This is a genomic window from Pseudomonas sp. P1_F1_2, assembly GCF_056405815.1.
Genome location: NZ_JBFUBK010000149.1, coordinates 1 through 13,001, shown reverse-complemented (window position 1 = coordinate 13,001; position 13,001 = coordinate 1). Strand labels below are relative to the sequence as shown.

Annotated in this window: 14 protein-coding genes and 1 pseudogene; 9 read left to right on the top strand and 6 right to left on the bottom strand. The window is 57.1% G+C overall.

Annotation, left to right across the window (positions count from 1 at the left end; translation table 11 throughout):
* The 3 genes from AC1D2P_RS28685 to AC1D2P_RS28675 form a co-directional block, all read left to right on the top strand.
* A partial coding sequence (locus AC1D2P_RS28685; protein WP_477811707.1) for a DUF2931 family protein occupies positions 1 to 582 on the top strand: 582 nt, incomplete at its 5' end.
* A gap of 18 nt (positions 583 to 600) precedes the next feature.
* Positions 601 to 1,254, top strand: a complete 654-nt coding sequence (locus AC1D2P_RS28680) for a DUF2931 family protein (RefSeq protein ID WP_477758614.1) — start codon at positions 601 to 603, stop codon at positions 1,252 to 1,254.
* Between the two features lie 18 nt (positions 1,255 to 1,272).
* The gene (locus AC1D2P_RS28675) at positions 1,273 to 1,926 is read left to right on the top strand and encodes a DUF2931 family protein (RefSeq protein ID WP_477758125.1); all 654 of its coding nucleotides are present in this window, start codon (positions 1,273 to 1,275) and stop codon (positions 1,924 to 1,926) included.
* A 153-nt stretch (positions 1,927 to 2,079) separates the two neighbouring features.
* Here AC1D2P_RS28675 and AC1D2P_RS28670 read toward each other — a convergent pair whose 3' ends face one another.
* Positions 2,080 to 2,376 carry a hypothetical protein gene (locus tag AC1D2P_RS28670; RefSeq protein ID WP_477758126.1) on the bottom strand — a complete coding sequence of 99 codons (297 nt, stop codon included), beginning with the start codon at positions 2,374 to 2,376 and terminating at the stop codon, positions 2,080 to 2,082.
* 507 nt (positions 2,377 to 2,883) lie between these two features.
* On the opposite strand from AC1D2P_RS28670, the gene AC1D2P_RS28665 reads away from it, so the two are divergent.
* The gene (locus AC1D2P_RS28665; RefSeq protein ID WP_109786974.1) at positions 2,884 to 3,150 is read left to right on the top strand and encodes a DUF2790 domain-containing protein; all 267 of its coding nucleotides are present in this window, start codon (positions 2,884 to 2,886) and stop codon (positions 3,148 to 3,150) included.
* A gap of 90 nt (positions 3,151 to 3,240) precedes the next feature.
* On the top strand, positions 3,241 to 3,636 hold the full coding sequence (locus tag AC1D2P_RS28660) for a hypothetical protein (RefSeq protein WP_046033117.1): 396 nt from the start codon (positions 3,241 to 3,243) through the stop codon (positions 3,634 to 3,636).
* Here AC1D2P_RS28660 and AC1D2P_RS28655 read toward each other — a convergent pair.
* Positions 3,633 to 3,893 carry a DUF1652 domain-containing protein gene (locus AC1D2P_RS28655; protein WP_046033116.1) on the bottom strand — a complete coding sequence of 87 codons (261 nt, stop codon included), beginning with the start codon at positions 3,891 to 3,893 and terminating at the stop codon, positions 3,633 to 3,635. The two genes, AC1D2P_RS28660 and AC1D2P_RS28655, sit on opposite strands and share 4 nt — an antisense overlap.
* A gap of 285 nt (positions 3,894 to 4,178) precedes the next feature.
* On the opposite strand from AC1D2P_RS28655, the gene eco reads away from it, so the two are divergent.
* Positions 4,179 to 4,661: a serine protease inhibitor ecotin gene (gene eco, locus AC1D2P_RS28650; protein WP_046033115.1), complete on the top strand. Its 483-nt coding sequence runs from the start codon at positions 4,179 to 4,181 to the stop codon at positions 4,659 to 4,661.
* 30 nt (positions 4,662 to 4,691) lie between these two features.
* On the opposite strand, the pseudogene ilvA reads toward eco, so the two are convergent.
* The 3 genes and pseudogenes from ilvA to AC1D2P_RS28635 all read right to left on the bottom strand — a co-directional run.
* Positions 4,692 to 5,687, bottom strand: a pseudogene (gene ilvA, locus AC1D2P_RS28645) (threonine ammonia-lyase, biosynthetic); the annotation flags it as partial.
* A gap of 288 nt (positions 5,688 to 5,975) precedes the next feature.
* The gene (locus AC1D2P_RS28640) at positions 5,976 to 7,127 is read right to left on the bottom strand and encodes a PQQ-dependent sugar dehydrogenase (protein ID WP_477758127.1); all 1,152 of its coding nucleotides are present in this window, start codon (positions 7,125 to 7,127) and stop codon (positions 5,976 to 5,978) included.
* A 27-nt stretch (positions 7,128 to 7,154) separates the two neighbouring features.
* Positions 7,155 to 7,508: a hypothetical protein gene (locus AC1D2P_RS28635; protein WP_109786978.1), complete on the bottom strand. Its 354-nt coding sequence runs from the start codon at positions 7,506 to 7,508 to the stop codon at positions 7,155 to 7,157.
* Positions 7,509 to 7,698: 190 nt separating this feature from the next.
* On the opposite strand from AC1D2P_RS28635, the gene ku reads away from it, so the two are divergent.
* Entirely contained in the window at positions 7,699 to 8,547 is an 849-nt protein-coding gene (gene ku / locus AC1D2P_RS28630; RefSeq protein ID WP_258665788.1) for a non-homologous end joining protein Ku, read from the top strand.
* A gap of 8 nt (positions 8,548 to 8,555) precedes the next feature.
* Here the strand turns inward: ku and lpxO are convergent, their stop codons facing one another.
* Positions 8,556 to 9,455 carry a lipid A hydroxylase LpxO gene (gene lpxO / locus AC1D2P_RS28625; protein WP_258665790.1) on the bottom strand — a complete coding sequence of 300 codons (900 nt, stop codon included), beginning with the start codon at positions 9,453 to 9,455 and terminating at the stop codon, positions 8,556 to 8,558.
* Positions 9,456 to 9,898: 443 nt separating this feature from the next.
* On the opposite strand from lpxO, the gene AC1D2P_RS28620 reads away from it, so the two are divergent.
* Together AC1D2P_RS28620 and AC1D2P_RS28615 are read left to right on the top strand one after the other, a co-directional pair.
* Positions 9,899 to 11,488: an ABC-F family ATPase gene (locus AC1D2P_RS28620; protein ID WP_010460520.1), complete on the top strand. Its 1,590-nt coding sequence runs from the start codon at positions 9,899 to 9,901 to the stop codon at positions 11,486 to 11,488.
* Between the two features lie 262 nt (positions 11,489 to 11,750).
* The gene (locus AC1D2P_RS28615) at positions 11,751 to 12,938 is read left to right on the top strand and encodes an MFS transporter (RefSeq protein WP_477758128.1); all 1,188 of its coding nucleotides are present in this window, start codon (positions 11,751 to 11,753) and stop codon (positions 12,936 to 12,938) included.
* The last annotated feature ends 63 nt before the right edge of the window (positions 12,939 to 13,001 follow it).

Below are 13,001 nucleotides of genomic sequence, written 5' to 3'. Positions count from 1 at the left end.
ATGCCTTACAAATCCTGGTACTTGGGATTCTCGGCTCCTGACTACATGGAGGTCTGGATCGAAACAGCCGATGTCGTCGACATTCAGGACCGTGTGTTTCAGCGTGCTGGGAGTGGCATCGCGTCAATGCAATCGCCTCCCAACAATTCCGGCGACCCGCGAGGTTGGCCGAAAAGAGCTGCCATCGGCAGCGGTAAGCACGTAACAGGGGCCGACTTGCCCAAACAGATCTATGTTCGTTGGCAATCGTTGGTCGAACCGCAAACCTACCTGATGGTGATTAAAATCCCTGAGGCTACTCGGGAGATCATGCGTAAGGGTGAAAAGGCTTTCTGCGCGGCCGATGGAAAATGGATCACTGGCTACCGTCAGTCAATCGGTATAAGGCTGGTCCCCGGAGGTATTGCCAAAGTCTGGGTTGGCGGTCCATGCATGACGCCGATCGAGGTGACCACGGTAAAAGCCGTGATTGATCCGCGTGGCCCATACGAAGGTAAGTCTGGAGGTCACTACCGCCCCCTTTCCGGCGTTTCCAAGGCCTATGTCGAAAAACTTGGCGTGCCTTATGATTCTTGGAAGTGAAGGAGCCAAAGCAGCCTGATGAATAGTATCTTGCGAATAACGGTTTGCGCATATTTGCTCAGTGGTTGCACTTTCGCCAACAGCGAGGCAATGCCTTACAAATCCTGGCGCTTGGGCTTTTCGGCGCCGAATTACATGGAAGTGTGGATCGAGTCGGCCGATGTAGTCGATATCAAAGAGCAGGTTTATCCGCGAGCGATGAGTGGCACTGCTGCCATACAGACACCTCCTAACAACACTGGCGACCCTAGAGGGTGGCCCGAAAAGCCAGGAATCGGCAAAGGTAAGAATGTAACTGGGGCGGACTTACCAAAAAAGATTTATGTACGCTGGCAGTCTCTTGTCGAACCGCAAACTTACCAAATGGTGATCAACGTACCCGAGTTGACAAGGGCGATCATGCGCAAGGAAGAAAAGGCTTTTTGCGCATTTGATGGTAAGTGGATTACAGACTACCGCAACGCGTTGGTTATCAATTTGGCGCCCGGCGGGATGGCCAAAATATGGGTGATGGGGTCGTGTCTGCCAGCGATAGAAGTGACCAAGGTAAAAGCCGTAGTTGATCCACGCGGCCCATATGAAGGTAAGTCTGGCGGTAAGTACGACAAGCTATCCGACCAATCCAAAGCCTACGTCGAAAAGTTTGGTGTGCCCTATGATTCTTGGAAGTGACAGAGCCGTGACGCTCTAATGATTAGTTATTTACGACCTACCTTCTGCGCGTTATTGCTCAGTGGCTGTACATTTGCTAACAGCCAGTCAATGCCTTACAAATCCTGGTACTTGGGATTCTCGGCTCCTGACTACATGGAGGTCTGGATCGAAACAGCCGATGTCGTCGACATTCAGGACCGTGTGTTTCAGCGTGCTGGGAGTGGCATCGCGTCAATGCAATCGCCTCCCAACAACGCCGGCAATCCACGTGGTTGGCCGAAAAGAGGGCCTGCCGGAGGCGGAAAACGTGTGACAGGGGCGGACTTGCCCCAACAGATCTATGTCCGCTGGCAATCGTTGGTCGAACCGCAAACCTACCTGATGGTGATTAAAATCCCTGAGGTTACTCGGGAGATTATGCTTAAGGGTGAAAAGGTTTTCTGCGCTGCCGATGGGAAATGGATCACTGGCTATCGTCAGTCAATCGGTATAAGGCTGGTCCCCGGAGGTATTGCCAAAGTCTGGGTAGGTGGTCCGTGCATGACACCGATCGAAGTGACTACGGTAAAAGCTGTGATAGATCCACGTGGGCCGTATGAAGGTAAGTCTGGCGGTGAGTACGAGTCACTCTCCAATGAATCAAAAGCCTACGTCGAAAAGTTTGGTGTGCCCTATGACTCTTGGAAGTGAAAGAGCGACAACAGTTTAATGAATAACTTTCACGAACCACCTTGGGAGTATTGAGGCTTGGCGCCAATGACGCTTAAGTGTGATCACTGAGTTCCCATCCAAAACGAAAAAATCCAGCGCCTAAAAACGCTGGATTTTTTTACAGATCAGGCGTCAGACCGGCGCCTTCCACCCCATCATCCGCTGCTGCGCAACCGCTAACAGGTCAAACCCATCCTGCGTCAGCAGATAAAGCGCGTGAGTAATGTGCGGAATGTCTTGAACATCACCGTGCTTGAAGCATTGGCAACGCAGCGTTTCAAGTAGCTGGCTGGAGGCTCTTACTCGCTGTAGCGCGGCTTCGAGAATGTCTTGGGGGTTGGCTTCGGTGTCGATTACCAAAGGACTTGAATCGGTAACGCCGCTGTTGAGTGAGCGATAACGATCTGGAAACGGTTTGAACGTTGGCATAGTAATTACTCGGTTGTTTGTAAAAAAACCGCTAACACCGTGACCAAACGGTGGGAGGCGGACTGTGTACAGGCTTGGTCAACCGAAACAACCATCGGCTCGCTCGAAAGCGTCCGGCACACAGCCGCCATAACTACTCGACATGAGGACGTAGATGTCCGCAGGGCGAATAATGGCACACTTAAGTGCGTTGCTTCAGGTGACCAAACCCGACCGCTGATTTTGCAGCGAGCCCAAACAGTAATCGCTCCCACCCGGCAGGCGAAAGTAGATAAGTCACCTACGCTTGTAGGACCCAGCCGAAGCTGCCGTCGCTTTATTACCCGGCGAAACATCCGACAGAAACACCCCGCGCGACAGGCGGCGTTCAGGTGGGTTAACCATCGCTTAACGCCGTGGTTAAAAACTCAACACGACCGCACGCCCTCAGACGCTTCTGATGCCCAGTGCGGCAGGTTCGACGCCTTGATGTCGAGCTGATTTTCCGCCCGCTCTGGAGATCGCCTCATGAACACCCGCACCCTGATTTTTGCCACTGCCCTCACCTGCACTGCGTTTGCCGGGCTTGCCCAGGCCAACGACACACCCTCTTCCCAAGCCGTGCCCTATCACTACGGCATGCCGCTGAACGTTGGCAAAGTCGTGGCCCTGACAGAGCCGACGACCGACGAATGCAAAGTGATCACCGCCGATATGAAGTACATCGACACGTCCGGCAAGCCTGAAGAAATCACCTACAGGAAGCTTTCCGACGCGTGCAGTTATCAAAACTGACGGAACAGTCTGATTCGAAACCTGGCGGTTTTACTGTGAGGGTTCTGGCGTTATGCTCTAGCGCCTCCCTCACTGCCGCAAGGATTCGCCATGCAGTTGTCGTTTCGTACGTTGTCGATGTTCACCGCCGCTTTGTGTCTATTGCTAGCGTTGATCTGGGGCTTGATGCCGGACGAGTTGCTGGCGATCTGGGGAATTGAATATTCCACGGCGACAGGCCTTGTCGCCCGGCGCAGCGCGGTGGTGTTTGCGGCGCTGGGGTTGATTTTCTATTGGGTTCGAAACGAGGCGCCGTCGGTGACTCGCAGCGCGCTGTGCAGCGGTTTTATGGTGGGTTGTTTCGGTTTGGCCGCATTGGGTTTCGGTGAATGGCTCAATGGCCACGCCGGGCCGGGCATATTGCTGGCGGTCCTGGTTGAGCTGGCGCTGGGCCTGGGCTTTCTTCAGACCCGGCGCCTGTCGGTAGAACTCGAAACCGTGGGCTAAAGAGCGCTGCTTACTCTGTGCGGGATTTCCACGGACTGTTGTTTGGTGCGCAGTTCGGCGATCAGTTCGTTGATTTCCCGACAACCATTAAGCGCCGAAGCATCGATCCCGGTCACGTGCAGGTCAAGCGCGTCGGTTTGACCGTCCGCATACACCTTGACGGTCATCAACAACTCTGGGGACAGCGTGCATTGGCAGCGTTTAGGTAAAAAACTGCTTTCGATGATGTTGCGAAGTTCCAAGGCAGAAAGAAACATGGCGACCCTCTCCTTTGTGAGACTGCCAATAACGATCGACGCTGACTCATGTGTCATCCCGGCCAGCTTAAGAACAGCTGAAGCATAAAACATGCCTCGAATTTCGCCGTGCAGCTCATCGGTAAATCAATGATTTAGCGCCAGGGCTTATAAAAACTGCCGTGCAATTCGCAAGAAGCACCTTGAGCGCTCATGCAATCTGCACACAAGCCGCCACGGGTTTGCATTAACCCTTGCGCGCAGTAAGAATGCCGCCACGTACTTCATCACCAGCAAGGAGGCATCATGGGTTCTTTGACGTTCACTTCGGCTGTCGGGCTAATCGTTGCCGGACTGTCAACCGTGGCACATGCCGCGAAGCTTGAAACCGTCGCTCCCTTTCCAAAACCCGAAAGCGGTTTTACCCGCCAGGTCATTCACCTCGCCCCGCAAGCCAAAGAGGACGACTTTCAGGTTGAAATCCTCGCCGGCAAAACCCTGACCGTGGACTGCAATCGCCAACGGCTGGGCGGGATGCTTGAGGAAAAAAACCTTGAAGGCTGGGGGTACCCGTTCTACCGACTGGAAAACGTCATCGGGCCGATGAGCACGTTGATGGCCTGCCCTGACGGCAAGAGCAAAAAAGACTTCGTGCCGGTGGTCGGTGACGGCTTCATGTTGCGTTACAACAGCAAGCTGCCGATCGTGCTTTACGTGCCGAAAGACATCGAAGTCCGCTATCGGATCTGGTCGGCGTCGAGCAAGGTCGAGAACGCCGTTCAGGAGTAACCACGCCCTGCCTCACGCCGGGATGGCACTCAATGCCGCACGCTCGGCCACGTGGCGCAAACTGTCGAAGTTGATGTTGGCCCCCGAGTCGATCGCCACCAGCGTTTGACCCCGGGCACCGGTTTGCGCCACGTACTTCTTGATCCCGGCGACGGCCAGCGCGCCGGACGGTTCGGTGATCGAGCGGGTATCGTCGTAGATGTTCTTGATCGCGGCGCAGAGTTCGTCATTGCTGACCGTCATCACCTCATCGACGCAAAATCGGCAGACTTCGAAGCCATAGGCGCCGATCTGTGCCACCGCCACGCCATCGGCGAAGGTGCCGACATTCGGCAGGACCACTCGCTCATCTGCTTGCAGTGCAGCGGCCAGACACGCCGAATGTTCTGACTCGACGCCGATGATGCGCACTTCAGGGCGCAGGTATTTGACGTACGCGGCGATGCCGGCGATTAAACCTCCACCGCCCACCGGAACAAAGATCGCATCCAACGGGCCTTGATGCTGGCGCAGGATCTCCATCGCCACCGTGCCTTGCCCGGCAATGACATCCGGGTCGTCGAAGGGCGAAACAAAGGTGCGACCGGTTTGCTCGGCCAGGCCCAGCGCATGATCGAGGGCGAACGGAAAACTCTCACCGTGCAACACCGCCTCTGCCCCACGACTGCGAACCCCGAGCACTTTCAGTTCCGGCGTGGTGCACGGCATGACGATGGTCGCGGCAATCCCCAACTCCCGCGCTGCCAGCGCCACACCTTGCGCATGATTGCCTGCCGAGGCGGTGATCACGCCACGCGCTTTTTGCTCATCACTGAGCTGAACCAGTTTGTTGTAGGCGCCCCGGATCTTGAAGGAGAACGTCGGTTGCAAATCCTCGCGCTTGAGCAGGACCTGATTGCCCAAGGCTTCGGACAACCCCGGTGCCGCTTGCAACGGCGTGCGCACCGCCAGTTCGTACACCGGCGCGGCGAGGATCTTTTTTACATAGTGCTCAAGCAAGGTCTGTTGGGCGTGCGTGCTGGTCATGGTCGTCTCCTGGCGTTGTTCGGGGCCCGAGAGACAGAAAGTAAAAACCCGCCTCTAGGGCGGGTTGGGTGCTGCAGTCGTGAGCTAGCCCGCCAGATAAGGAATGGCGGTAATAATGCTTGGCTGGCAGCGCAATACGGTGGAAGTCATGGCTGGAAATTAGCCTTGGGTTGATGGCAAGTCAATGGCCAATTTTCGTCTGGATGATTGTAGGACTGCTGCGCCCGAGCACGGACCGGCCGGCGCAGGCTGCGCCAGCTGCTACAGGGGCCGGTGCGACCACCGGGGTTATTTCAGGCCCACCTTGTACAGCGCGCCATTGTCCTCATCGGTCAACACATACAAGTACCCATCCGGGCCTTGGCGCACATCGCGGATTCGCGCCTTGAGTTCACCGAGCAATCGCTCTTCGTGAACCACTTTGTCGCCATCGAACTGCAAGCGAATCAGTTCCTGGCTGACCAGCGCCCCGATGAACGCGTTGTGCTGCCAGGCCTTGAATCGATCACTGTCGTAGAACGCCAGTCCGCTCAACCCCGGGGACTTCTCCCAGACATGATGAGGCGCCACCGTGCCTTCGGCGGAATTGCCTTTGGCTTCGGGGATCGGCTGGCCCGAATAGTTGATGCCGTGGGTTGCCAGCGGCCAGCCGTAGTTTTTCCCGCGTTCGATGATGTTCAATTCATCACCGCCCTGAGGTCCGTGTTCGTTCTCCCAGAGAACGCCGGTCCATGGATTGAGCGCTGCGCCTTGCGGGTTACGCTGGCCATAGGACCAGATTTCCGGACGTACGCCTGCCTGACCGACAAAGGGATTGTCGTCCGGCACTTTGCCGTCCGGGTAAATCCGTACGACTTTGCCTTGCAGCTTGTCGAGGTCCTGAGCCGTTGGCCGGTCATTGTTTTCACCGAGCGTGATGAACAGATAGCCATCACGGTCGAACACCAATCGTGAACCGAAGTGGTTGCCGACAGAAAGCTTCGGCTCCTGGCGGAAGATCACCTGGAAATTCCTCAGGGTTTTCAGGTCTTCGGACAATTGCCCCCGGCCTACCGCCGTGCCAGCCTTGTCCCCCGCCCCACCCCCTTCGGCATACGACAGGTAAACCGTGCGGTCTTGCTTGAAGTCGGGGGACAGCACCACATCCAGCAAGCCGCCCTGGCCTTTGGCCCAGACCTTCGGTACACCATCAATCGGGTCGGAGATTTTCCCGTCAACGCTGACGACGCGCAGATGACCGGGCCGCTCGGTCACCAGCATGCCCGTGCGATCCGGCAGGAATGCCAGCGACCATGGATGCTCCAGCCCCTTGGCGAGCGTGGTGACTTGCAGGGTGCCCTGCTCGCTTTGCAGATCCTGAGTCGTGGCCGCGAACACGGGGGCCGCAGCGGTGATGAGGGCGCTGACGCACAAGGTGGCCAGTAGGGTTTTACGCAACATGCACGCTTCCTTTTTTATCGTTCCGGTTCAACGGTTACTGGTGCCTGTATCGCGCGGAGGTGGATTGGGAATGAATGTCGGCGGGCTGGAGGGCGTTGATGGGGTCGAAGGATAACGGTTGCCGATGCCGCCGTTATCCAGGGTCGGAGGCCGTGGCACCGGCATGGTGTTTGGCCCGCGAATGGCCGGGGCACTGGATTGCGAGCCTTGCATGCTGTTCGGGTTGGCTCGGCGAATCGGGCTGTTATAGGGATTGCTGGAAGCCCCCGTCGGGCTTTGCGCCAGGAGCAATGATGACGATTGCACTGGCGATGCGTTCGCCAGACTGCTCAGCAAACAACTCAGCGTCAGGGTGGTGCAGCCGAGCACATATCTGTTCATGGAGGGAGCCTCTCGACGTGGATAGTGTCTTCGATAGCACGCTACGCCCGAGGTTCGGATTTGTTAACTAAAACCTCCTTCACAAGGTGTAACACGAGTTGACTACGCCGCCAGGCCAGGGCCACACAACCGGCTGAAACTTTTGCGTGAGGCCGCCGGTCACCTGATTATCACTTTCGGGAAGACGACCATGGCACGGGCAATCTGGAAAGGCGCAATCAGTTTCGGGCTGGTGCATATCCCTGTGGCGCTGGTCTCGGCGACATCCTCCCAAGGGGTGGATTTCGACTGGCTCGACAGCCGCAGCATGGAGCCGGTCGGGTACAAGCGGGTAAACAAGGTCACCGGCAAAGAAGTCACCAAGGAGCACATCGTCAAAGGTGTGCAATACGAAAAAGGTCGGTACGTGGTCCTCAGCGAAGAGGAAATCAAATCGGCGCACCCTTTATCCACCCAAACCATCGACATCTTTTCCTTTGTCGACCGTGAGCAGATCCCCCTGCAAAACATCGATACGCCCTACTACCTCGCCCCTGATAAACGCGGTGGCAAGGTGTACGCGCTGTTGCGCGAAACGTTGAGCAAAACCAATAAAGTCGCCCTCGCCCATGTAGTGCTGCACACACGTCAGCACCTGGCGGCGTTGATGCCGCTGGAGTCTTCAATGGTATTGGTGATGTTGCGTTGGCCCGCCGAAGTGCGCAGCCTCGATACGCTCGAGCTGGGCAGCGAGGTGACCAAGCCCGAACTGGCCAAGGGTGAACTCGATATGGCCAAACGCCTGGTGCAAGACATGAGCGCCGACTGGAAACCTGAGGACTACCGCGACAGCTTCGAAGACAAGATCATGGCGCTGGTCGAGAAAAAGGCCAATGAAGGCAAGATCGAGGATGTCGAGACAGCGACCGGTGAAGAGGCGCGCAAAACAGCGGATGTGATTGATCTGACCGAATTGCTTAAACGTAGCCTGGGAAGCAAGGGCAGCGCCAAAGCCAAACCGACGGCACCGAAAAAAGCCACTAGGACTTCTCGTGGTTAGCCAGGCCTTCAGATCAGAAAAATCAGCACGAGCAACCCGGCAAAGATCGCCCACTTTTCCAGGTAGTAGCGCTTGCGGTTGCGCTTTTTCAGCGCTTTGCCACGCAGGCGGATTTTGTAGATCCGGGTGAACAGGCGGTTGATGCCGCCGGTCCTGTCACCCGCATCGTTTGGCGCACCGGCCGCCGACATCACGGTCCGGCTAAACCAGTCGTTGAACACTGCCGCCCAGCGATACTTCATCGGGCGCTCGATGTCGCAAAACAGGATGATGCGGTTTTGCTGCGTGGTGTTTTCGGCGTAATGAATGAAGGTTTCGTCGAACATCACCGCTTCGCCATCGCGCCAATGGTAGTTCTGGCCGTCGACATTGATGTAGCAACCTTCTTCGTTCGGCGTTTCCAGGCCCAAGTGATAACGGTAGGAACCGGCATAAGGATCGCGATGACGGACCAGCCTGGAACCCGGTGGCAGTTCTGCGAACATCGCGGCCTTGATCGAGCCAATGCCTTGGACCAATTCAGTGGTGCGCGGGCAGAGCTTCATCGCCGAAGGATGGCTGTCGCCGTACCATTTCAGGTAAAAACGTTTCCAGCCCGATTTGAAGAACGAGTTGAAGCCGACGTCGTTGTATTGATCAGAGCGTTTGATCTCTCCGGCGTTCAACAGGTTCTGGCCTTCGGCGCGGATGTCTTGCCAATGCGCCTGCAACGGGCTCAAATCCGGAAAATCAGCTGGATCCAGATACGGTTTGGTGGGGATTTTCGAAAACAGATACAAGAAGCAATTGAGTGGCGCCAGAAACGAAGAGTGATCACTCAACTGGCGGCCCAACCTGTGGCGCACGCGCCCACGCAAGTGCACGTATGCAATGGAGACCAGGTAAATAAAGGCAATGATCAGTTTCACAAAAACCATCACACGTTGGACGTGAAAACGAAACGGCGGCCCTGGTAGCATCGTCGCCAGGCATGTACCGGCTATCGTTATCGTGTTGAAAAATTGCATTTTAGCCACTGGTCGTCACAAAAAGTTAGCTTCCAGCGGTGAAAATCTGTTGGTGGATACCGTCAATGCGATCGAGCGGGCTCAACGCCCTATCGTTTAAAGAGCCAGACCAGTACAATCGCCGCCAAACATTACGCGCCCCCCTTGGTTGATGACGGGAATGAACCCCGTCTCAGCGCACTTCGACTCGGGCCAAGCGCTCCATATGCTGCTGTCCACTTATTGCCAGATGGACCTTCCGCTTCTGACCGGGATGCATTTCCCGTGGTTTGAATACCGGAAACGGGTACTGAATCGGTACTGCCGCAACCCTAGCTACTCTGAATGCTTCGCAGGAAAAACCTTTGATCTCTACAGCTAACATCACGATGCAGTTCGGCGCCAAGCCGCTATTCGAAAACGTTTCGGTCAAGTTCGGCGCGGGTAACCGCTACGGCCTGATCGGCGCCAACGGTTGCGGCAAGTCGACTTTCATGAAAATCCTCGGTGGCGACCTCGAGCCGTCCGGCGGCCAGGTCATGCTCGAGCCGAACGTGCGTCTGGGTAAATTGCGCCAGGACCAGTTCGCCTACGAAGAATTCACCGTGATCGATACCGTGATCATGGGTCACGAAGAGCTGTGGAAGGTCAAGGCCGAGCGCGATCGCATCTACTCGCTGCCGGAAATGACCGAAGAAGACGGCATGGCCGTGGCCGAGCTGGAAACCGAATTCGCCGAAATGGACGGATACACCGCCGAATCCCGTGCCGGCGAGCTGTTGCTGGGCCTGGGTATCGGCATCGAGCAACACTTTGGCCCGATGAGCGAGGTTTCCCCAGGCTGGAAACTGCGTGTATTGCTGGCTCAGGCGCTGTTCTCCGATCCTGAAGTGCTGTTGCTCGACGAACCGACCAACCACCTGGACATCAACACCATCCGCTGGCTGGAAAACATTCTGACCCAGCGCTCCAGCCTAATGATCATCATCTCTCACGACCGTCACTTCCTGAACAGCGTGTGCACCCACATGGCTGACCTGGATTACGGCGAGTTGCGTCTGTTCCCGGGCAACTACGACGAGTACATGACCGTAGCGACCCAGTCCCGCGAGCAACTGCTGTCGGACAACGCCAAGAAGAAGGCGCAGATCTCGGAACTGCAATCGTTCGTCAGCCGCTTCTCGGCCAACGCCTCGAAAGCCAAGCAGGCCACCTCCCGCGCCAAGGCAATCGACAAGATCCAGCTGGCCGAGGTCAAGCCTTCGAGCCGTGTGAGCCCGTTCATCCGTTTCGAACAAACCAAGAAGCTGCACCGTCAGGCGGTCATCGTCGAGCGCATGGCCAAAGGCTTCGACGGCAAGCCCCTGTTCAAGGACTTCAGCTTCCAGGTTGAAGCGGGCGAGCGCGTAGCGATCATCGGCCCGAACGGTATCGGTAAAACCACCCTGCTGCGCACCCTGGTCAACGAACTGACCCCGGATGCCGGCACCGTAAAATGGACCGACGCCGCCGAGCTGGGCTACTACGCCCAGGACCACGCACACGACTTCGAAGACGACTGCAACCTGTTCGACTGGATGGGCCAGTGGACTCAGGGCGGCGAGCAAATCGTTCGCGGCACCCTGGGGCGCATGCTGTTCTCCAACGACGAGATCCTCAAGTCGGTCAAGGTCATTTCCGGTGGTGAGCAAGGCCGCATGCTGTTCGGCAAACTGATCCTGCAAAAGCCGAACGTGCTGATCATGGACGAACCGACCAACCACTTGGACATGGAATCCATCGAGGCGCTGAACCTGGCGCTGGAAAACTACCCGGGCACGCTGATCTTCGTCAGCCACGACCGTGAGTTCGTATCGTCGTTGGCCACCCGCATTATCGAACTCAGCCCTAGCGGCGTGATCGATTTCAGCGGCACCTATGACGATTACCTGCGCAGCCAGGGTGTAGTGTTCTAAATAGCTGCCCTGCTTCAACTGAAAGCCCTGTCCTTGTGACGGGGCTTTTTGCATTTCATCGATTGTTCCCACGCTCCGCGTGGGAATGCAGCCCGGGATGCTCCGCGTCCCTTCCGGAACCGAACGTGGAGCGTCCGTTGAGGCATTCCCACGCAGAGCGTGGGAACGATCATCGCCACAACAAAATAGTTAGCCTGCTTTCTTTTATTTCAAGCCCACGCCATGATGCAGCTCTCCCACCGCCGCCCGCGAACGAGCCCTCATGTCTGCGCAGCAGTTGCCCCCGCAAAGCTCCCTGACGATCACCCTGCAGATCGTCTCTATCGTTTTTTATACCTTTATTGCCTTCCTCTGCATCGGTCTGCCGATTGCGGTGTTGCCGGGGTATGTCCATGAACAACTAGGTTTCAGCGCGATCATCGCGGGGCTGACCATTGGCTCGCAGTACCTGGCCACCTTGCTCAGCCGCCCGATGGCCGGGCGCATGTCGGACAGCATTGGCACCAAGCGGGCGATTGTCTACGGGTTGTCCGGGATAGTGCTGAGCGGCGTGTTGACGCTGATTTCGACGTTGCTGCAGAGCATGCCGCTGGTGAGTCTGTTGATCTTGATCGCCGGGCGCCTGTTGCTCGGAATCGCTCAAGGACTGATCGGCGTGGGCACCATCAGTTGGTGCATGGGCCAGGTCGGCGCAGAGCACACCGCCCGTTCCATTTCCTGGAACGGCATCGCGTCGTACGGCGCCATTGCCATCGGTGCGCCACTGGGTGTGGTGATGGTCGCCGACTATGGTTTCGCCAGTCTGGGGATCGCACTGTCGCTGCTGGCGCTGGGCGCGTTGCTGCTGATCCGCAACAAACCGTCGGTGCCGGTGGTTCGCGGTGAGCGGCTGCCCTTTTGGGCGGTGTTCGGGCGCATTGCGCCGTTTGGTGCAAGCCTGAGCCTGGCGTCCATCGGTTATGGCACGCTCACCACTTTTATTACCTTGTACTACGTCAGCCGTGGTTGGGCCGGTGCCGCGTATTGCCTGACCGTATTCGGCGTCTGCTTTATTCTGGCGCGTCTGTTGTTCATCTCCAGCATCAGCCGGTTCGGTGGATTCACTTCGGCCATTGCCTGCATGTGCATTGAAACCGTGGGCCTGGCGCTGCTGTGGCTAGCGCCCTCCACCGGCTATGCGTTGATTGGTGCGGGCCTGACCGGTTTTGGCTTGTCGCTGGTTTACCCGGCGCTCGGCGTCGAGGCGATCAAGCAAGTCCCCAACTCCAGTCGCGGCGCGGGTTTGAGTGCCTATGCGGTGTTTTTTGATCTGGCACTGGCGATTGCCGGGCCACTGATGGGCGCGGTCGCGTTGAACCTGGGGTATACGTGGATATTCTTCAGCGCGGCGTTGTTGTCGGTAACCGGGTTGGGTCTAACGCTGCTACTCAAACGCCGCGCAATGGCCTAGCCAACACTCAATCCTGTAGCAGCTGGCGAAGCCTGCGTCCGGCTGCGTAGCAGTCGCAAACCC